Here is a 19,780-nt window from a genome sequence, read left to right on the forward strand (position 1 = left end):
GCGGTGCGGGCATAAAATCACCAGGGTGAGTACGAAGATTCTCCCTGAGAGCGACGTCCGGCCGGACCTGTCGCACGGCGACGGCGACCACGAGCGCTTCGCCCACTACGTCGAGAAGAACAAGATCATGGAGAGCGCGCTGAGCGGGACACCGGTCCGCGCGCTCTGCGGGAAGGTCTGGGTGCCCAACCGCGACCCCCAGAAGTTCCCGGTCTGCCCGGAGTGCAAGGAGATCTACTCGGGTCTGCCGAAGGGTGAAGACGGCAACAAGGAGTGAGTGTTGCTCGTGGGTGATCGCCACCGATGAGGCTACGGTCGGGATGTCGCCGGGGGGCGGCGAGCGACCAGTGGCTGGGATCTGTCGGGGGAGTCCATGTTTCGGCGTGCGATCGCCGTTCTTTCCGCATGCCTGTTGACGGTGCCCGTTCCCGGCCGAGAATCCACCGCGCCCGGATGCGCCCTCGCCTCCGGAGCGGCTCATGTCATGGTGCGGGGGGCGGTCCGCCCCGTGCCGCCGGGGCGTGGGCCCGAGCCGCCCATGCCATCCCCGGTGTCATCCCCCGCGCCGTTCGTCGCGCCGTCCGCCCGCCTGCCCGTCGACGGACGCTCCCGGTCGAGATCGCTTCCGCTCGTGCTTCCGGTCACCGTGCCCACCTGGGTGCACGTCATCACCGACGGTCGCCTCGGCGCCCCCGACTTCGCCGTACGCGACCAGCTCGCCACGCTCAACGCCGCCTACTCCGGGCAGTTCGGCGGGGCGGACACCGGGATCCGGTTCAGGCTGGAGGGCATCACCCGCACCGTCAACCCGGCCTGGTTCCGCGCCCCCGTCACCCACGAGCGGGCGATCAAGCGGATGCGCAGGGGCGGCCCCGAGACGCTCAACCTCTACCTCGCCCAGCTCAGCGAGCTGGTGCTCGGCTACTCCACCTACCCCTACGGATACTGGAAGGAGCCGGCTCTCGACGGCGTGGTCGTCGACTGGCGCAGCCTGCCCGGCGGGGCGATGCGCAGCTTCGACCGGGGGTTCACCGGGGTCCACGAGATCGGTCACTGGCTCGGGCTGCTGCACACCTTCGAGAAGGGCTGCGAGGCCGCGGGCGACGGCGTTGCCGACACCGCGCCCGAGGGGAAGCCCACCGAGGGCTGCCCGCTGGTCAAGGACACCTGCGAGGGGGACGGGCCCGACCCGATCCACAACTTCATGGACTACTCCGACGACCGCTGCATGTCCGGGTTCACCTCCGGCCAGGCTCTCAGGATGCAGGAGATGTGGGTCGCATACCGAGAGCCGGGGCGGACACTACCCTTGACAGGTGACAGTACCGAAGGCACTTGACGCTCCGTACGAATCTCCCCGGCTCTTCGGCCCCCAGTACCGCACCGCCTCCCTCGGCATCCTGCTCGTCGTCACGCTGATCGGTTTCGAGGGCATGTCCGTGGGCACGGTCATGCCCGCCGTCTCGGCGGATCTCGACGCCCTGGACCTGTACGGGATGAGCTTCTCGGCCTTCCTCATCTCCGGCCTGCTCGCCAACGTCGTCGCCGGCCTCTGGTCCGACCGGCGGGGACACGCCTGGCCGTTCCTGCTCGGCGTGGGACTGTTCACCGCCGGTATGGCCCTGGCCGGGGCCGCCGGGACCAAGGAACTGTTCATCGTGGCGCGGGCGGTGCAGGGCCTCGGCGGCGGCGCCGTCATCGTGGCGATCTACGTGATGATCGCGCGGGTCTACGTCCCCGAGACCAGGCCCCGGGTGTTCGCCGCGCTGTCGGCCGCCTGGGTGCTCCCCGCCCTGCTCGGGCCGGCCCTCAGCGGGATCATCGCCGAGACGGCCGGCTGGCGGTGGGTCTTCTACGGCATCGTGCCGCTCGTCGTCCCCGCCCTCGTGATGCTCCTGCCCGCGCTGCGGGCCCGGCAGGACCAGGCACCCGAGCCCTCCACCGGGCCCCGGTCCAGGCCGCTGGCGATGACCCTGGCCGCCGTCGCCACGGCGGGCGGTGGCGGGGCGCTGCTGTACGGCGTGGACCGCCTGCAGAGCACCCCGGTGCCCGGCGGGGTCGCCGTCGTGGCCGGGCTGGTGTTCCTCGCCGTGGGGCTGCCCAGGCTGCTGCCACCCGGGGCGCTCAGGTTCGGCCGCGGCCTGCCCACCACGATCATGATGCGTGGGGTGCTCGCCTCGGCCTTCTTCGCGGTCAACTCCTTCATCCCGCTGCTTCTGACCGAGGTGCGAGGCTTCTCCGTCGCCGAGGCGGGGGTCGCGCTCACCACCGGAGCCCTGGGCTGGACCACCGGCTCCTACCTGCAGAGCCGCCGCTCATACGATCGGCCCCTGCTGGTCGGGATCGGCTCCGCGGCGATCACCGCAGGCATCCTGCTGACCCTGCTCGCGCTCGTACCCGGTATCACCGGCTGGGTCACCGTGCCCGCCTGGGTCGTCGCCGGGTTCGGCATGGGCATCGGCACCACCAGTATCAACATCACCGCGATGCGCCAGTCACCCGACGCGGAGCAGGGCGCCAACTCCGCCGCGCTCCAGGTCGTCGACACCCTGGGCGGTGCTCTCACCATCGGTTTCGCCGGCGTCCTGATCAACCTGATCGGCCACGACGACATCGCCACCGGCTACACCATGATCGTCGTCCTGATGGCCTCCCTGGGGCTCTTCGGGGTGATCGTGGCCCGGCGTATGCGGGACATCTCATGACTCATTGGTCACTCCTGTAACAGCGATCACCCATAGCCGGACCACACCGTGGGATGCATGGTAGGACGGTAGGACCGTGACCGCCGGGAGGAGGCCCCGTGCACGAACGACCTCGCCGGTCGGACCCGTTGGACGAGCCCGGTCGTGACGGGGGGCGCCGGTCCCGGCGGGCCAGAAAGGCCGCCCAGAAGGCTGTACGGAAGGCGGAAGACCAGGGGTGGCCGCCCGGCGACCCGGACCTCGACGACGAGCGCCGTCCCTGGCCGCCGCCGGAGTCCGAGCCGTCCGACAGCCGCTCCCACCTCACCTGGCCTCCCCGGATACCCGAGCCCGGCGACGACCTCCCGCCCTCGGCCCGCTGGTACGGCACGCCCATCGCCCCGCCCCAGCCCCGCCCCGGGCGCCTGCGCGGCCTGCTGCTCGTACTGCTCACCCTGGTCGTCGGCGGCGGCGTCATCGCCGGCGCGGTCGTGCTGGTGCTGCGGTCGGTGCCGGACCCGCCGCCGGGGCGGGTGACCGATCCGGTCGCGGGGGTCGGCTACCGGCTGCCGGAGGGCTGGCTCGCGGGCACGGTGCCGCCCGTCACGGGGTTCACCTCGGTCGCGGGCGACGGGGTCAACACGACGGTGATGGTCAGGCCGGCGGAGCCCGCGGCCGACGTGCGCGCCGCCGCGGCCGAGCTCAGCGACCTGTACGGGCGGCTCCTGCTCCACGGCGACAAGGTGAAGGTCGTGGACGACACGGAGATCGCCGTGGGTGCGCGCACCGGGCACGCCCGTTCGCTGCGCGCCGAGTACCTGGACATCGTGAACCGGCCGGCCTACCTTCGCGTGGTCTTCCTCACAGGTGGCGGCGGGCGCCCGGTGGTCGTGGTCGGGATGGCCCAGCCGGACGATCCCGTGTCGCGGGCCGAGATCGATACGGTGATCGCGGGCCTGGGCTGACGCCCGGCCTCCGTGAGCCGCGGCGTGCCCCGTCGATCGGTGGCGACGCGGCGGGCGAAGGATCCGGGGGACGGAACACCTAGCACGTGGAGGCGACCTTGGCGAGGATCTCGGCCGATCGGCACGTCTTGTCGGCGACGCAGATTACTCTGGTGACACTGTGAGCACTTTCGCCGCATCCCACCTCTCGCCTTCATATCCGGACCGTGCCGCCTGGGGCACCGCGCCGAAGCTTCGCGCGTGGCAGCAGGAGGCCTTTGACCTGTACTCCAGCCGTGAGCCGCGCGACTTCCTCGCGGTCGCCACGCCGGGTGCGGGCAAGACGACCTTCGCGCTCCGCATCGCCAGCGACCTGCTGTCCAGAGGGATGATCCGGGCTGTGACCATCGTCACACCGACGGAGCATCTCAAGCAGCAGTGGGCGGACGCCGCGGGCAGGGTCGGCATCGCGATCGACCCCGAGTTCAAGAACAGCCAGGGCGCGACCTCCCGCGACTACGTCGGGGTGGCCATCACCTACGCCCAGGTGTCGATGCATCCGGCACTGCACCGCGCACGCACCGAGGCGCGCAAGACGCTCGTGATCTTCGACGAGATCCACCACGCGGGCGACGCGAAGTCCTGGGGCGACGGCGTACGGGAGGCGTTCGAGCCCGCCGCCCGGCGCCTCGCCCTGACCGGCACCCCCTTCAGGTCCGACATCAACCCGATCCCCTTCGTCACCTACGCCGAAGACGGCGACGGGGTCAGGCGCAGTGTCTCCGACTACTCCTACGGTTACGGTCCCGCGCTCGCCGACGGTGTCGTCCGCCCGGTCATCTTCCTCGCCTACGCCGGTGAGATGCGCTGGCGGACCCGTGCCGGCGACGAGATCGCCGCGACCCTCGGCACCCCGCTCACCAAGGACCAGCTCGGCCAGGCGTGGCGGGCCGCGCTCGACCCGAAGGGCGAGTGGATCCGCCAGGTCCTCCGGGCGGCCGACCGGCGGCTGACCGAGGTACGCAGGGGCGTGCCCGACGCCGGTGCCCTGGTCATCGCCACCGACCACGAGACCGCCCGCGCCTACGCCCGCCACATCAGGACCATCACCGGCGAGGGCGCCACGGTCGTGCTCTCCGACGACCCGGCGGCCTCCAAGAAGATCAAGGAGTTCTCCGCCTCCGAGCAGCGCTGGCTGGTCGCGGTCCGGATGGTCTCCGAGGGCGTCGACATCCCGCGCCTGGCCGTCGGCGTCTACGCCACGAGCATCTCGACCCCGCTCTTCTTCGCGCAGGCGGTCGGCCGCTTCGTCCGCGCCCGCAAGAGAGGCGAGACCGCGTCCGTCTTCGTGCCCTCGGTGCCGACCCTGATGGGGCTGGCGGCGGAGCTGGAGGCCGAGCGCGACCACGTGCTCGACCGCAAGCCCCCGGAGGAGGGGCTGGACGACTTCCTGTTGGAGGACGCTCAGCGCAAAAAGGACAATCCCGACGTCCTGGGTGACGAGCTGCCGTTCGAGACCCTGGAGGCGGTCGCCACCTTCGACCGGGTGCTCTTCGACGGCGGCGAGTTCGGTAGCGCCGCGGAGACCGGTTCCCCCGAGGAGGAGGACTTCCTCGGCCTGCCGGGTCTGCTGGAGCCCGACCAGGTCCGCACCCTGCTGAGCAAGCGCCAGTCCGATCAGCTGAAGGCCAGGCGGAACAGGCCCGAGCCCAAGGAGCCGCAGCTCGCCCCGCACGAGCTGATCGCCAACCTCCGCAAGGAGCTCAACGGCCTCGTCGGCGCCTGGAACCATCGCACCGGCCAGCCGCACGGCGTCATCCACGCCGAGCTCCGCAGGTCCTGTGGCGGCCCCGCCATCGCGCAGGCCTCCGCGGAACAGATCCAGGAGCGGATCGACAAGATCCGCCACTGGGCCACCCAGCGCTCCCACTGACCCGGCCACCGGGTCGCACCGGCGTTCGCGCCGGGCGCGGCCCGGTCAGCCGAGGGCGATCGGCCTGCCGGTCCGGCCGTCGATCGCCCGGAACCCGCCCTCGCCGCGCACCGGTTGCGCGAGTGGCACCTGCAGGGAGGCCACGCCGCCGGTGACGCTCACCGGCCGCGTCGTGGCGCCCGAGGTGCGACTCTCCGCCTCGCCGTCGCGCATCCAGACCCTGATCGTGCGGTTCCGGTGGCGCAGGACCACGGTCGCGGTGTCGCACTCGTCGGCCCTGGCCGTCCAGAAGAGCGTCACGCCCCGCAGCGCGCCCTGGCGGCGGGCCAGCCGCACTCGCTCGGGAGCGGGCATCCTGCCGGGGCAGGAGGCGCTCCGCACGTCCCGAGCGCCCTGCTGAGCCGCCTGCGGTGCCGGTGCCGGTGCCGGTGCCGGGGCCGGGGCCGGTATCCGGGCCGCCGAGGGCGGGGGCGCGGCGATGAGGGTCCGCGGGGGGATCTGGACCGTGGTGGTGGTCCAGATCGTGGCCACCTCCAGTGAGACCAGCGCCAGCACGCTCGTCAGCCGCACCAGCGTCCCGCCGCGAAAAAGGTTCCACAGGCACAGTGGGGTCAGCACCAGCCAGGAGACACCGAGCACGAACATATGAGGTCACCACCGGTAGTAAGAGGTCTCAGCTCTCCGTGATACTCCTGTCGCGGCGGGTGGTGGTCGGATTTACCCACCCATGCCGATCCGGTAGTCGTTCGAATGCCCGGAGTGGGCACTCCTGACGGCCTTCCCCCGCCGGGCTCCCGGACAGGACGGGGAACCGTGCCAAGGGGGTACGACCGTCAGGCCGGGCGGACCACCGGGGTGCCGGTGAGACGGGCTCCGGCGGAGCCGAGCTCGGCGAGGGCGGCCTCGGTGGTCGGGGCGGCCACCCCCGCGGTGAGATCCAGCAGCACCCGGACGGAGAGGCCGTGCGCGAGCGCGTCCAGGGCGGTGGCCCGCACGCAGTGGTCGGTGGCGATGCCGACGACGTCCACCGTGTCCACGCCGCGCTCGCCGAGCCAGTCGGCCAGGCTCGTACCGTCGGGGGCGACGCCCTCGAAGCCGCTGTAGGCGGCGGCGTGGGCCCCCTTGCTGAACACCTCCTCCACCCGTCCGGTGTCGAAGGCGGGATGGAAGTCCGAACCGGCCGTCCCGACGACGCAGTGGACGGGCCAGGAGTTCACGTAGTCGGGTTCGGCGGCGAAGTGGGAGCCGGGGTCCACATGGTGGTCGCGGGTGGCCACGACGTGGTCGTAGCCGTGCGAGGCGGTGTACCGGGAGATGGCGGCGGCCACCTCGGCGCCGCCGCCGACCGGAAGGCTGCCGCCCTCGCAGAAGTCGTTCTGGACATCGACGATGATCAGTGCGGTTGGCATGCGGTCAGTCAAACACGGTGGGCAGCGCGGCGTAGCCCCGGGAGAGCTGGTGGGCGTTGGCCGGCAGCTCGGCGAGGGCCTCTCGGTGCCGCGCGCGGGCCGCGTCCAGCTTCTCGCGGCCGACCATCTCGCCCTTCCTGACCAGCGGGACCTGCAGTGGACGGGCGTCCGCGGGAAGGTCGGCGGAGACGGTGACCAGCTCGGCGACCGCCGTGCCCGCCGGGTCGAGCCTGCGGAAGGCGTTCTTGCGGCCACCCCTGCTGGGCTTGCCCACCGACCTCTTGGCCACCGGCCGCATGATCCCGTCGGCGCCGGCGCGGGCGACGAGCTTGTAGACCAGGGCGGCGGTGGGCGAGCCTGAGCCGGTGACCAGCGACGTGCCGACGCCGTAGCCGTCCACGGGCGCGGCCGACAGCGCCGCGATGGCGTACTCGTCGAGGTCGCTGGTGACGATGATCCGGGTCTGCTGCGCGCCGAGCGCGTCGAGCTGCTCGCGGACCTCGTGGGCCACCTGGACGAGGTCGCCGGAATCGAGGCGGACGGCGCCGAGGGAGGGGCCGGCCAGTTCCACCGCGGTCCGTACGGCCTGGGCCACGTCGTAGGTGTCGACCAGCAGCGTGGTGCCGGTGCCGAGGGAGGTGATCTGGGCCTGGAAAGCCTGCTCCTCGGAGTCGTGGAGCAGGGTGAACGCGTGGGCCGCGGTCCCGGCCGTCGGCACGCCGTACGCGCGGCCCGCCATGAGGTTGGAGGTGGAGGAGAACCCGCAGAGGTAGGCGGCCCGCGCGGCGGCCACGGCCGCCGCCTCGTGGGTACGTCGCGAGCCCATCTCGATGATCGGCCTGGTCCCGGCGGCGCCGACCATGCGAGCGGCGGCGGCGGCGATCGCGCAGTCGTGGTTGAGCACCGACAGGATCACGGTCTCCAGCAGCACCGCCTCGGCGAACGTGCCCTCCACCGTCATGATCGGGGAACCGGGGAAGTAGCACTCGCCCTCGGCGTAGCCGTCCACGTCCCCCGAGAACCGGTATCCGGCGAGGAAGGCCAGGGTGGGCTCGTCGACAACCCGGTTGTCTTCGAGGAACGCCAGCGACTCCTCGTCGAAGCGGAAGGACTCCAGCGCCTCCAGCACCCGGCCGGTACCCGCGACGACCCCGTAGCGCCGCCCACCGGGCAGCTGCCGCGCGAACACCTCGAAGACCGTCCGCCTGGAGGCGGCGCCGCTTCTCAGCGCCGCCTCCAGCATCGTCAGCTCATAGTGATCGGTAAGCAACGCGGTGCTCATGCTCTCTGTCACGAGTCGAAGACTAATCCCGGGGTAGGGCAGACTGGTGAATGTGGGTAGCACCGCTCCAACAGAGGTCGAGCGTCCGTCAATCGACGTAAGACCCGATCTGCCATGGTTGACAATCGTCTGGAACGACCCGGTCAACCTGATGTCCTATGTGACGTACGTCTTCCGGACCGTCTTCGGGTACTCCAAGGAGAAGGCGGAGAAGTTGATGCTCGACGTGCATCACAAGGGCAAGGCGGTGGTCTCCAGCGGCACCCGTGAGGAGATGGAGCGCGACGCGCAGATCATGCACTCCTACGGGCTGTGGGCCACGGTCCAGCGGGATTCGTGAGCGGGCGGGCGGTCCGGTGCCGCCCGTCGCGGTCCGTCGTCGTGCGGCGGCGGGCGGCAGGTCGATCCCAGACGACGGGCGGGTCTCTGGCGGAGCCCGCGAGGAATGGTGGGCGAGAGATGAGTTCGGGGTTCAAGCCGGGGCGCGAGGGCGGTGTGATCACGGGTTTCGACGCCGCCGAGGTGTCGATCCTGCGCTCGCTGGTCACCCAGACCCTGGGCCTGATAGAGCCGGGGGAGACCGGCGACGATCCGCTGGAGAGGGCGCTCGGCATCGGCGCGTCCGAGCAGTCCAACGATCCGGTGCTGGCCAGGCTGTTCCCCTCGGCGTACGAGGACGGCGAGGCGGCCGCGGAGTTTCGCCGGTACACCGAGGCGACACTGCGCGAGGGCAAGCGGGCCGACGCCAAGGCGATGCTCGACAGCGCCGAGCCCGGTCGGGTCGAGCTGACCAGGGAGCAGGCGGAGGCGTGGATGCGCGCGCTGAACGACGTGCGGCTCACGCTCGGCACCCGGCTGGAGGTGACCGAGGAGGTGCACGACGAGATCGCCGACATGTCGGAGCACGACCCCCGTTATCCGGTGTACGTCATCTACGACTGGCTGACCTACCTCCAGGACACCCTGGTCCGAGCCCTTTGGTAGCTTTCAGGCATGCTCACGATCTCTCGGGAACTGGTTGACAAGATCATCGCGCACGCTCGGGCGGACCACCCCGACGAGGCCTGCGGTGTGATCGCCGGGCCCGTCGGTTCCGACTCTCCCGAACGGTTCATCGCCATGGAGAACGCCGAGCGGTCGCCGACGTTCTACCGGTTCGACTCGCTGGAGCAGCTGCGCGTCTGGCGGGAGATGGACGACCGCGACGAGGAGCCGGTGGTGATCTACCACTCCCACACCGCCACCGAGGCATACCCCTCCCGCACCGACATCTCCTACGCCGCCGAGCCGGGAGCCCACTACGTGCTGGTCTCCACCCGAGAGGAACTGGGTGCGGAGGCCGAGTTCCGCTCGTACCGGATCGTCGACGGTGTCGTGAGCGAGGAGAAGGTGACGATCACCTCCGGGTGACCGTCCCGGGTGTACGGCCGTGTGGTGGATTGTCCCTTTGGGTAAGCTGGTGGGCATGCTGACCGCCGCCCCGAGCCAGGAGGACGTCGTGCGCTCGCGTCCCGGCCCCCGGGCACGGCACGCGGGCATCGCGCCCGTGCAGAACTTCCTGTTCGCGCACACGCCTTTCGTGGTCGTCTACGACTGTCGCTGACCGGCTTTTCTGGAATCCCCCGGTGCTCGCCGGTGTTCCGAAACCGGTGGGCTATTACTCCCATGACGACACAAGGAGATTGACCCGCGATGGCCATTGAGGTTCGCATCCCGACCATCCTGCGCACCTACACCGACGGTGCCAAGGCCGTCGACGCCAAGGGCGCCACGCTCGAGGAGCTGATCGGCGACCTGGAGGCCCGGCACCCCGGGCTGAAGGAGCGCCTGGTCGACAAGGGCGCGCTGCGCCGCTTCGTGAACGTCTACCTGAACGACGAGGACGTCCGATTCCTGGGCGGGCTGGAGACCCCGGTCGCCGACGGCGACACGGTCACCGTCCTGCCCGCCGTGGCCGGCGGCTCCCGCTAGTGCGCGGCGCCGCCCGCCTCGCGAGATCTCGCGAGGCGGGCGGCGCACCTCGCTGTCGTTGGTAGGACTACAGAGGCGGAAGCCGTACACCATGCGCTTTGACTCACTGATCGACTCGGTAGGCCGGACCCCGATGGTCGGCCTGCCCAGGCTCTCGCCCTCGGAGGACGTGCGGGTCTGGGCCAAGCTCGAAGACCGCAACCCGACAGGTTCGATCAAGGACCGTCCGGCGCTGTGGATGATCGAGCAGGCGGAGAAGGACGGGCTCCTCCAGCCGGGCTGCACCATCCTCGAACCCACGAGCGGCAACACCGGCATCTCGCTGGCGATGTCCGCCCGGCTCAAGGGTTACCAGCTGATCTGCGTGATGCCGGAGAACACCTCCGAGGAGCGCCGCCAGCTGCTGCGCATGTGGGGGGCGCAGATCATCTCCTCGCCCGCGGCGGGCGGCTCCAACGAGGCGGTCAGGGTCGCCAAGGGGCTGGCCGCCGAGAACCCCGACTGGGTGATGCTCTACCAGTACGGCAACCCGGCCAACTGGCGCTCGCACTACGAGTCGACCGGGCCGGAGATCCTGGCGGACCTGCCCTCCGTCACCCACTTCGTGGCCGGTCTGGGCACCACGGGCACCCTGATGGGCGTCGGCCGGTTCCTGCGCGAGCACGTCCCCGACGTGAAGATCGTCGCCGCCGAGCCGCGTTACGGCGAGCTGGTGTACGGCCTGCGCAACGTCGACGAGGGCTTCATCCCCGAGCTGTACGACGCCGAGGTCCTGACCACGCGCTTCTCCGTCTCCTCCGCCGACGCGCTGCGGCGCACCCGGGAACTGCTGGCCGCAGAGGGCATCTTCGCCGGAGTCTCCACCGGAGCCGCGTTGCACGCCGCGCTCGGCATGGCGGCCAAGGCCGTCAAGGCGGGGGAACGGGCCGACATCGTCTTCGTGGTCGCGGACGGCGGCTGGAAGTACCTGTCCACCGGTGCCTACGAGGGGACGCTGGACGAGGCCGAGGAGCGGCTCGAAGGCCAGCTCTGGGCCTGATGCGAGGCTTCCGCGACGGGTCGGGGCGGCGGGTTCCGTGAGGCCTGTGGCGGGAACGGCACCGGGGCCGGTGGGTACGGGGCCGGGCGCCGGATGACAGGTGAACGACAAGGGCGGGCGTCCCGGTGGGACGCCCGCCCTTCATCGTCCCCGAGGGGAACCGGTCCCCGGCGGGAGTCCGCCGGGGACCGAGAGGGAGCTACTCGTTGAACAGGAGCCGCAGCGAGAAGGTCGCCTCGCTGCCCGACTGGGTGCCGCTCACGCCCACGCCGCGCAGCACCTGGAGGTTGGCCTTCTCGTCGCCCTGCAGGCCTTCGAGATAGAGCTTCTCAATCTTGTCCAGGTCGACGAAGACGGCGAAGGTCGCCTCGTCGGCGTTGGGGATCGCGAGCTGGAAGGTCTCGCTGTCGCCCAGGGCGCCGTCCTTGTCGAGCTCGGCGGCGTACTCCTGCGAGCTGGCCAGGACGAAGGTGCCGTCACCGGGGACCTTGGCGAGCTGTGGGACGGCCGTCCCGGTGCCTGCAAGGTACTTCTCGATCTTGCCGACGACCTCCTGGGCCTTGGCCGGGTCGGTGACGATCTTCGCGCCGAACTTCGGGTCGCTGTCGAGGCCGCCTGCGTCCAGTGCGAGGGTGATGTTCTTGCCGAGCAGCGTCACCAGGTCGTCGGGGAGCGCCAGCCCGGACTGCTGCTTGGCCTGGTCGACGAACTGCTGCACGCCGCCGCCACCGGCCGCGTCGGCCGACTTCATCAGCTGCGTCCACTGCTTGCCGATCACCTCGCCGAGACCGGAGATCGAGACCGCGCCGGCGGTGGAGGCCGGAAGCGTGCTGATCCGGGAGGCCTCGGGGGTGCCCATGTCCAGATTCTGGGCGCCGCGGCTGATGCCCGCGAGCTCGATGTACCCGCTGTCGAAGCGGAGGGCGCCGGCCACCCGGACGTTCTTGATCTGGGCGAGGGTGGCGGGGTCCTGGGACGCCACTTCGGGAGTCAGCTGGGCGATCTTGCCGGCGTCCGCCCAGAAGGAGAGGACGCCGGTCTCACCGAGGGCGCTCAGGTCCTCGGAGAAGGTGGCGTTCTCCGACAGCGGCGCGGCGGCCGCGGCCTGGTCGGCCTCCGCCTGGGTGGGGCTGAGCAGCGCGTAGTCGTCGCGGAAGGCGATGCCGTACTTCTCCTTGCCCATCAGCTTGGCGATGCCGGCCTTGGCCTTGTCCTGGTCGGTGACCTGGACGGCCACCACGGCACTGGGCTCCTTGGCGCCCTTGGCGGCCGGCACCGCGGCCACGCCGACGCGGACGCCGAGCCACGGCTCGATGTCGGTGGCGTAGTTCACCTTGCCGAGGCTGCCGGACTCCTTCTTCAGCAGGTCGAAGATGGCCTGGCGCGGGTCGTCGCCGGTGAAGGAGTCCTTGGTGGCGGTGAACTTCCTGGCGATGCCGAACAGCGCCAGCTTCTGGTTCGCGGCCGGGTCGAGGTCAAGGCGTACGTAGCCGATGGCGTTGGCGGGCAGCACGTCGTGCGGCTGCGTGCCGCCGCCGCTGAGCAGGCTGACCGCGAAGACGCCGCCGCCGCCCACGAGGACCACGACCAGCGCGGCGATCGCCGCGAGCAGCCAGCCCTTACCGCCCTTGCGGGGCGGAGTTCCGGTCGGCTGTCCCGGGCCCAGGAAGTCGGGGCCCTGCTGCCAGTTCCCCGCCTGCTGCGGATAGGTCTGCTGGCCGTAGTTCTGCTGCTGATAGCCGGGCTGCTGCTGGCCGTAGGGCTGGCCGGTCGGCTGCCCGTAGTTCTGCTGGCCGGCCGGCTGTCCGTAGTTCTGCTGGCCGTACGCCTGCTGGGGGTTCTGCTGGGGCTGGCCCTGCTGCGGGTAGGGCTGCCCCTGCTGGTAGCCCTGCTGGGGCTGGGGGTATCCGGGCTGGCCGTTCTGGGGGTAGACCTGCGTGTGTGGTTGGTCGCTTCGCTGCGCGCCCTCGTTCCAACGGTAGGCGATCGTCCTGTCGGGTTGCTGATCCGGCGTGGGCGACTGGTCTGGGGGATTGTTGGCAGGCATGATCACTCACAATGTGGACTTCGTGGATATGGAGAAGTTAGTGCACTTTGCTAGCAACCCGCTTGCATTGAACTAACTATGTGATTGGTGCATCTAAGCGGGATTGAGTCCGCTTGCTGGGGATTCGCCAGGTCTTACCGCGCTATTTCCGCAGGTGATCGTCATGTCCTTCTTCCTGTGGGCTTCGACCTTTCCACCACCCTGGGCGGCTCGGGAAACCGCGGGGAATCTTGCGACTCGGATGCCCTCGGCCTCATTTCGGGCCCGGGTCCGGCTCGGGGGCGGCCCAGGTGGTGGAGCGTCCGGGGCCGGGGAGGCGAAGGCGGCGGGGAGTAGGTAAAGTGAGCCGTCTAGAACAAGGTTCGGGAGCGTGCATGACGAAGTTCGACGAGGCGACAGGGGCCATCCGGGTGGACGAGACCACCTACGACGTGTGTCTCGACCCCGGGTACTCGATCGGTGGCCCCCTCAACGGCGGCTACCTGATGGCCGTGCTGCTGCGCGCGGTCGTGGACGCCTCCCCCCATGAGCACCCGGTGACCACCAGTGCCCAGTTCCTGCGCGCCGCCGTCCCCGGCCCCGCGCAGGTGCGCCTGGAGCAGATCAAGACCGGCCGCACCGCCACGATGACCCGGGCCAGCCTGGTCAGGGACGGCGACTCCATCATCGAGTCCCTCGTCACGACCGCGACCCTCGGCGGCGCCGCCCCCGACTGGACGGACGGACCCTCGGTGGCGATGCCGCCGATGGAGCAGTGCCTCCGGCTGCCCACCCCCAAGACCGAGTCGAACATGACGCTCAACGCCCAGATGGACCTGGCGTTCGACCCCCCGACCATCGGCTGGCTCGATGGCAGGCCCAGCGGCCGCCCCGAGGCCCGCGCCTACTTCCGGATGGCCGAGCCGCAGGATCCCGACCCGTACGTGCTGGCGCTGGCCGTGGACTGCCTGCCGCCGGTGGTCTTCTCCGCCGGAGAGCGCGGCTGGGCCCCCACCGTCGACCTCACCTGGCACCTGCGCGCCCTGCCCGCTCCCGGCTGGCTGACCCTCATCGGCGGAGGCAGGCTGATCAGCGACGGCTGGTTCGACGAGGACGTCGAGGTCTGGGACTCCACCGGCCGCCTGGTCGCCCAGTCCCGCCAGCTGGCCCGGGTCGGGCGGGGCTGACCCTCGCGAGACCGGAAAAGTACATGGCCGAGTCGGCAATCGGTGGTGTGAGGATTCTTACCGTGTTCGATCGACCCAGGTCGCCTAGCCTTGGGAACTGTGTCGCAAGCAAGCGTTGGAATCTTTGACAGTGGTGTCGGCGGCCTCACGGTGGCTCGGGCGATCATCGACCAGTTGCCCAACGAGTCGATCCTCTACGTGGCGGACACGGCGAGGCAGCCGTACGGCCCCAAGACCATCGCGCAGGTCCGCGCCTACGCGCTGGAGGTGATGGATCACCTCGTCGAGCACGACGTGAAGATGCTGGTGATCGCGTGCAACAGCGCCAGCGCCGCGGTGCTCCGCGACGCCCGCGAGCGCTACGACGTGCCGGTCGTCGAGGTGATCCAGCCGGCCACCCGCCGTGCCGTACGCGCCACCCGCAACGGCAGGGTAGGGGTGATCGGGACCAGGGCCACCATCGAGTCGATGGCGTACCACGACGCGTTCGCCGCGGCCCCCGACGTCCGGCTGACCACAGTGGCGGCGCCGCGCCTGGTGGAGTTCGTCGAGCGCGGGGAGACCATGAGCGAGGAGCTCATCGCCGTCATCCGCGAGTACCTGGAGCCGGTGCTCGCCGACCGGTGCGACACGTTGATCCTGGGATGCACGCACTACCCGCTCCTCGTCGGGCCGATCTCCTACGTGGTGGGAGACGGCGTCACGCTGGTGTCCAGCGCCGACGAGACGGCCAAGGACGTGTACCGCATCCTGCACGACCGGGGTCTGGCCGCCGTAGGGGGCGCGCCCAGACACCTTTTCCGCGCCACCGGAGACGCGGACCTCTTCGCCGACCTCGGACGACGGTTCCTCGGACCGGAGATCGAGGCGGTCGAGGCGGCGCTGGTGGGTGATGTTTCAAACAACGGGCATCGCGCGTGACGGTGCTCCGGCGCTCCGTAGGGGGAGCGCCGGAGAGGGGCGGGGCGGCCATCGGCGCCCGCGCCGTGCCGCGCGGCGCCGCAACGTGAACCGTAGGAGGCCGCCGTGAAACTGACGATCATTGGATGCTCGGGGAGTTTTCCCGGTCCTGACAGCCCCTCCTCCTGCTATCTGCTGGAGGCGGAGGGGTTCCGCATGCTGCTGGACTTCGGAAACGGCGCGCTCGGCGCACTCCAGAGGTACATCGGCCTGTACGACGTGGACGCGATCTGCCTGTCGCACCTGCACGCCGACCACTGCCTTGACATGTGCCCGTACCACGTGGTCCGCACCTACTCGCCCGAGGGGCCGCTGCCCAGGGTGCCGGTGTACGCGCCCGCCGACGCGCGCCGGCGCCTGAACTCGGCCTACGCGATGCCGGACGAGCCGCTGCTGGAGTCGGCCTTCGACTTCGTGGGGCTGACGCCGGGAACGTTCGAGGTCGGCCCGTTCGAGGTGACGGCCGCGCTGATGAACCACCCGGTGGAGACCTACGGCTTCAGGGTCTCCTACGGCGGGCGCTCGGTGGCCTACTCGGGCGACACCGGTGAGAGCGCCGAACTGGTCAAGCTCGCCTCGGGGGTCGACGTGTTCCTGTGTGAGGCGTCACACCTCGACCGGCCAGGACTCCCCGTCGGCCTGCACCTGAGCGGCCGCCAGGCGGCCGAGCACGCGGCCAGGGCGGACGTGGAGACCCTGGTACTGACCCACCTGGTGCCCTGGAACGACCACGACCGGGTCAGGGAGGACGCCTCTCGCGGCGGGTTCGGCGGGCGGATGGAACTCGCACGAAGCGGGGTCCGGTATGACCTAGGGTGAACTGCATGGCTCGTGCAGATGGACGTTCTCCCGATCAGCTCCGCCCCGTCACCATCACCCGCGACTGGATCACGCACGCCGAGGGTTCGGTGCTCGTCGAGTTCGGCGGCACCAGGGTGCTCTGTGCCGCCTCCGTGCAGGACAGCGTGCCGCGCTGGCGCCGGGGCAGCGGTCAGGGCTGGATCACCGCCGAGTACGCCATGCTGCCGCGCGCCACGAACACCCGCAACGACCGCGAGTCGGTACGCGGCAAGATCGGCGGCCGTACGCACGAGATCTCCCGCCTGATCGGCCGCTCGCTGCGCGCCTGCGTCGACTACAAGGTCCTCGGCGAGAACTCGATCGTCATCGACTGCGACGTGCTCCAGGCGGACGGCGGCACCCGCACCGCCGCCATCACCGGCGCGTACGTGGCGCTGGTCGACGCGATCGCCTGGATGCGCAAGCGGAAGATGTGCGGCGCCGATCCGCTGGTCGACTCGGTCGCGGCGGTCTCCGTCGGCGTCGTCGGCTCGACGCCGCTGCTCGACCTCTGCTACACCGAGGACGTCGCCGCCGAGACGGACATGAACGTGGTGATGACCGGCTCCGGCGAGTTCGTCGAGGTCCAGGGCACCGCCGAGGGCAAGCCGTTCAACCGTGCCGCCCTCGACGAGCTGCTCGACCTCGGTGCGGCCGGCTGCGCGGAGCTCACTCGCCTGCAGCGGGAGGCCCTGGCATGAGCAGGCCCCGTGTCGTCCTCGCCACCCGGAACGCCGGGAAGATCGCCGAGCTGCGCCGGATCCTGGCCGACGCCGAGGTCCCGGTGGAGATCGTCGGGCTTGAGGAGTTCCCCGAGATCGGCGACGTCGCCGAGACCGGCCTGACCTTCGCGGAGAACGCCCTGCTCAAGGCGCACGCGGTGGCCCGGCAGTCCGGCCTGCCGGCGATCGCCGACGACTCCGGCCTCTGCGTCGACGCGCTGAACGGCATGCCGGGCATCTTCTCCGCCCGCTGGTCCGGAAAGCACGGCGACGACCTGGCCAATCTCGACCTGCTGCTCGCCCAGGTCTCCGACGTGCCCGCCGAGCACCGGGGCGCGCACTTCGCCTGCGCCGCCGCGCTGGCGCTCCCCTCCGGAGAGGAACGGGTGACCGAGGGTGCGCTGCACGGCGTGATCATCGACACCCCGCGCGGCGTCAACGGCTTCGGCTACGACCCGATCCTGCTGCCCGAGGGCGAGACCCGGACCACCGCCGAGCTGTCCGCCGCGGAGAAGGACGCCATCAGCCACCGGGGCCGCGCCTTCCGCGCCCTGGCCCCCATCCTCGCCGAGATGCTCGTCTGACGCTCCTTCGCTGAAGCCCGCACTGGAAAGAGCCGCGGCTTTAGAGAGGCTCGCGCTGGGGGCCGGGGTCGATGATCTCGTGCTCCCTGGCGGAGCCCGTACGAGAGAGCCGCGACGACGATCTCGTGGTTCGCGGCGCGGCTCACGCTGGGGGCGACAATCTCGTGCTCCTCGGCGGAGCCCGTCCGGGGAGCAGGCGATGACCAGGGGCGACTGTTCGAGTCGGCCTGTAATCGTGGCGTAAGATCCCCCGCTAGCCGATGGGCGTAGCGTCGGAGGTATGCAGAGCAACAGGCGCATGCCCTCGTGGGCCGCGGCGCTGATCGGCCTGGTGTCCGGTGCGGTGGCGGTCGGGGTCTCCCTGCTCGTCGCGGGCCTGGTGAACCCCTCCGCCTTCCCGATCGTCGCGGTGGGCAACTCGGCGGTCGACCTCACCCCGGCCGTGCTCAAGGAGTGGGCGATCCGCACCTTCGGCGAGAACGACAAGGTCGTGCTGCTCGGCGGGATCTTCGTGGTCATGGCGCTGATCGCCGCCGCGCTGGGCATCGCCGCCGCCCGCGACGTCCGGTACGGCCTGGCGGGCCTGGCCGCCTTCGGCCTTGTCGGAGTCGTCGCCGTGCTGACCCGGCCGGAGGCCGGGCTCGCGGACGTCCTGCCGACCGTGGTCGGCGTCGGTGCGGGCATGTTCGCGCTGCGCCGGATCATCCGCCGCTCCCTCGTGCCCGTCGAAGAGCTCGCCGGCGCCTCGACCGGTCCGTACGGCGACCGGGGGCACCCGACGCCCGGCGGCGCGGCGGGGGCCGCGCACGGCGCCGGACCGTGGGAGATCGCGCCGGGTTCATCGCCGGAATCCGAGGAGCGGCCCGAGGCGCCCATGCCGCCGGTCATGCGGGCCGGGAACGACCTGCGCGCGTTCGACCGCCGGGGCCTGCTGACCGGTGTGCTCGGCGGCGTCGCCGTCGCCGGGGTGGCCGGGGTCGCCGGGCGGATGCTGTCCGGGCGGGCCGAGGTGAACGTGGCGCGCAATGGCATCACGCTGCCCAGGCCCGCTACCCCCCTCGCGCCGCTGCCCGCCGGGGTCGACCTCAGGATCAAGGGCCTTTCGTCGTTCGTCACCCCGAACAGCGACTTCTACCGGGTCGACACCGCCCTGGTCGTCCCCCAGGTGGACCCGAGCAGCTGGACCCTCAAGATCCACGGCATGGTCGACCGCCCGGTCGAGCTCACCTTCGCCGACCTGATGAAGCGCACCGTGGTCGAGGCCGACGTCACGCTCTGCTGCGTCTCCAACGAGGTCGGCGGCCCCTACATCGGCAACGCCCGCTGGCTGGGCGTCAGCCTGGCCGACGTGCTGCGCGACGCGGGCGTCCACAAGAACGCCGACATGCTGCTCAGCACCTCCGCCGACGGCTGGACCGCCGGAACCCCGGTCGACGTCGTCCTCGACGGCCGCGACGCCCTGCTGGCCTTCGGCATGAACGGCGAGGCGCTCCCCGTCGACCACGGTTTCCCGGTCCGCCAGGTCGTCCCAGGTCTTTTCGGCTACGTCTCGGCCACCAAGTGGGTCACCGAGATCAAGGTCACCCGCTTCGACGAGGACGAGGCCTACTGGACGCCCAGGGGCTGGTCCGCCAAGGGGCCGGTCAAGACCGAGTCCCGCATCGACCTGCCCAGGGACGGCGCGAGCATTTCCGCAGGCCGTACCGTCGTCGCGGGCGTCGCCTGGGCCCAGCACAAGGGCGTGGACGCGGTCGAGGTCCGCGTCGACCGGGGCCAGTGGCGCCAGGCCCGTCTCGCCGAGGCCCCCACCGCCGACACCTGGCGCCAGTGGGTCCTCGACGACTGGGACGCCACCCCCGGCGACCACACCATCGAGGTCCGCGCCACCGACGCCACCGGCTACACCCAGACCGCCGACCGCGCCCCGGTGGCCCCCGACGGCGCCACCGGCTGGCACACCATCCAGGTACGGGTCGGCTGATCCAGTCGGTAATTCCGTTGGTGGGCGGACTTGTACCCCCGCGTTTGCGAGGTGGACATAGGGCTGTGGCAGGACATTACGTGGAAGATGGGATCACCCCCGCGCGTGCGGGGCGGACCGCATGCTGCGCCCCGGCCGTGTCCGCGATCTGGGATCACTCCCGCGCATGCGGGGCAGACGCGCCGTCTCGGACGGTGGCGACGGGCCCCATAGGATCA

21 protein-coding genes and 1 CRISPR repeat array (1 of these 22 cut by a window edge) are annotated in these 19,780 nt (G+C 70.9%); of the genes, 17 read left to right on the top strand and 4 right to left on the bottom strand.

All coding sequences use genetic code 11. The features are described from left to right. The first annotated feature begins 25 nt into the window (after positions 1-25). The 5 genes from ACWD3H_RS20735 to ACWD3H_RS20755 all read left to right on the top strand — a co-directional run bounded on the left by ACWD3H_RS20735 (position 26) and on the right by ACWD3H_RS20755 (position 5,561). Positions 26-277 (top strand): DUF3039 domain-containing protein, encoded by a 252-nt coding sequence (locus ACWD3H_RS20735; protein ID WP_030906465.1) that lies wholly within the window; start codon positions 26-28, stop codon positions 275-277. A 354-nt stretch (positions 278-631) separates the two neighbouring features. Continuing rightward, positions 632-1,339, top strand: a complete 708-nt coding sequence (locus ACWD3H_RS20740; protein ID WP_451956117.1) for a zinc metalloprotease — start codon at positions 632-634, stop codon at positions 1,337-1,339. Next, complete coding sequence (locus tag ACWD3H_RS20745; protein ID WP_451956118.1) at positions 1,317-2,705, top strand: MFS transporter; 1,389 nt, start codon at positions 1,317-1,319, stop codon at positions 2,703-2,705. The genes ACWD3H_RS20740 and ACWD3H_RS20745 overlap by 23 nt, the downstream gene beginning before the upstream one ends. 98 nt (positions 2,706-2,803) lie before the next feature. Next, positions 2,804-3,649: a hypothetical protein gene (locus tag ACWD3H_RS20750; RefSeq protein WP_355567308.1), complete on the top strand. Its 846-nt coding sequence runs from the start codon at positions 2,804-2,806 to the stop codon at positions 3,647-3,649. Between the two features lie 160 nt (positions 3,650-3,809). Continuing rightward, positions 3,810-5,561, top strand: coding sequence for a DEAD/DEAH box helicase (locus ACWD3H_RS20755; RefSeq protein ID WP_350924781.1), 1,752 nt, complete (start codon positions 3,810-3,812; stop codon positions 5,559-5,561). A 45-nt stretch (positions 5,562-5,606) separates the two neighbouring features. Here ACWD3H_RS20755 and ACWD3H_RS20760 read toward each other — a convergent pair whose 3' ends face one another. The 3 genes from ACWD3H_RS20760 to ACWD3H_RS20770 form a co-directional block, all read right to left on the bottom strand. Continuing rightward, positions 5,607-6,206: a hypothetical protein gene (locus tag ACWD3H_RS20760; protein ID WP_451956119.1), complete on the bottom strand. Its 600-nt coding sequence runs from the start codon at positions 6,204-6,206 to the stop codon at positions 5,607-5,609. 188 nt (positions 6,207-6,394) lie between these two features. Continuing rightward, entirely contained in the window at positions 6,395-6,970 is a 576-nt protein-coding gene (locus ACWD3H_RS20765) for a nicotinamidase (RefSeq protein ID WP_451956120.1), read from the bottom strand. Positions 6,971-6,974: 4 nt separating this feature from the next. After that, the gene (locus ACWD3H_RS20770; protein ID WP_451956151.1) at positions 6,975-8,252 is read right to left on the bottom strand and encodes a nicotinate phosphoribosyltransferase; all 1,278 of its coding nucleotides are present in this window, start codon (positions 8,250-8,252) and stop codon (positions 6,975-6,977) included. Positions 8,253-8,304: 52 nt separating this feature from the next. On the opposite strand from ACWD3H_RS20770, the gene clpS reads away from it, so the two are divergent. The 6 genes from clpS to ACWD3H_RS20800 all read left to right on the top strand — a co-directional run bounded on the left by clpS (position 8,305) and on the right by ACWD3H_RS20800 (position 11,262). Then, the gene (clpS, locus tag ACWD3H_RS20775) at positions 8,305-8,592 is read left to right on the top strand and encodes an ATP-dependent Clp protease adapter ClpS (protein WP_030906445.1); all 288 of its coding nucleotides are present in this window, start codon (positions 8,305-8,307) and stop codon (positions 8,590-8,592) included. A 119-nt stretch (positions 8,593-8,711) separates the two neighbouring features. After that, a complete protein-coding gene (locus ACWD3H_RS20780; RefSeq protein ID WP_350966110.1) occupies positions 8,712-9,236 on the top strand; it encodes a DUF2017 domain-containing protein in 525 nt (174 codons plus the stop codon). 9 nt (positions 9,237-9,245) lie between these two features. Beyond that, a complete protein-coding gene (locus ACWD3H_RS20785) occupies positions 9,246-9,662 on the top strand; it encodes a M67 family metallopeptidase (protein WP_343975506.1) in 417 nt (138 codons plus the stop codon). A 37-nt stretch (positions 9,663-9,699) separates the two neighbouring features. After that, the gene (locus tag ACWD3H_RS20790) at positions 9,700-9,855 is read left to right on the top strand and encodes a hypothetical protein (protein WP_350924791.1); all 156 of its coding nucleotides are present in this window, start codon (positions 9,700-9,702) and stop codon (positions 9,853-9,855) included. Between the two features lie 89 nt (positions 9,856-9,944). Continuing rightward, positions 9,945-10,223 carry a MoaD/ThiS family protein gene (locus tag ACWD3H_RS20795; RefSeq protein WP_030906436.1) on the top strand — a complete coding sequence of 93 codons (279 nt, stop codon included), beginning with the start codon at positions 9,945-9,947 and terminating at the stop codon, positions 10,221-10,223. Positions 10,224-10,314: 91 nt separating this feature from the next. Next, positions 10,315-11,262 (top strand): PLP-dependent cysteine synthase family protein, encoded by a 948-nt coding sequence (locus ACWD3H_RS20800; protein ID WP_451956121.1) that lies wholly within the window; start codon positions 10,315-10,317, stop codon positions 11,260-11,262. Positions 11,263-11,461: 199 nt separating this feature from the next. Here the strand turns inward: ACWD3H_RS20800 and ACWD3H_RS20805 are convergent, their stop codons facing one another. Further along, the gene (locus tag ACWD3H_RS20805; protein ID WP_451956122.1) at positions 11,462-13,309 is read right to left on the bottom strand and encodes a DUF3352 domain-containing protein; all 1,848 of its coding nucleotides are present in this window, start codon (positions 13,307-13,309) and stop codon (positions 11,462-11,464) included. 374 nt (positions 13,310-13,683) lie between these two features. On the opposite strand from ACWD3H_RS20805, the gene ACWD3H_RS20810 reads away from it, so the two are divergent. From ACWD3H_RS20810 to ACWD3H_RS20835, 6 genes are all read left to right on the top strand, one after another. Further along, positions 13,684-14,475 (top strand): thioesterase family protein, encoded by a 792-nt coding sequence (locus ACWD3H_RS20810; protein WP_451956123.1) that lies wholly within the window; start codon positions 13,684-13,686, stop codon positions 14,473-14,475. Between the two features lie 150 nt (positions 14,476-14,625). After that, positions 14,626-15,396: a glutamate racemase gene (gene murI / locus ACWD3H_RS20815; RefSeq protein WP_451956124.1), complete on the top strand. Its 771-nt coding sequence runs from the start codon at positions 14,626-14,628 to the stop codon at positions 15,394-15,396. 105 nt (positions 15,397-15,501) lie between these two features. Next, positions 15,502-16,254, top strand: a complete 753-nt coding sequence (locus ACWD3H_RS20820; protein WP_355559210.1) for an MBL fold metallo-hydrolase — start codon at positions 15,502-15,504, stop codon at positions 16,252-16,254. A gap of 5 nt (positions 16,255-16,259) precedes the next feature. Further along, positions 16,260-16,976, top strand: a complete 717-nt coding sequence (rph, locus tag ACWD3H_RS20825) for a ribonuclease PH (RefSeq protein WP_350924802.1) — start codon at positions 16,260-16,262, stop codon at positions 16,974-16,976. Continuing rightward, on the top strand, positions 16,973-17,581 hold the full coding sequence (gene rdgB / locus ACWD3H_RS20830; RefSeq protein WP_355559214.1) for an RdgB/HAM1 family non-canonical purine NTP pyrophosphatase: 609 nt from the start codon (positions 16,973-16,975) through the stop codon (positions 17,579-17,581). The genes rph and rdgB overlap by 4 nt, the downstream gene beginning before the upstream one ends. Positions 17,582-17,861: 280 nt before the next feature. Continuing rightward, on the top strand, positions 17,862-19,562 hold the full coding sequence (locus ACWD3H_RS20835) for a molybdopterin-dependent oxidoreductase (protein WP_451956125.1): 1,701 nt from the start codon (positions 17,862-17,864) through the stop codon (positions 19,560-19,562). A gap of 90 nt (positions 19,563-19,652) precedes the next feature. Continuing rightward, a CRISPR array of direct repeats spans positions 19,653-19,780; the repeat unit is 24 nt; unit sequence GGATCACCCCCGCGCGTGCGGGGC (it continues 141 nt past the right edge of the window).

The sequence above is a fragment of the Streptosporangium sp. NPDC002607 genome (genome assembly GCF_053592655.1).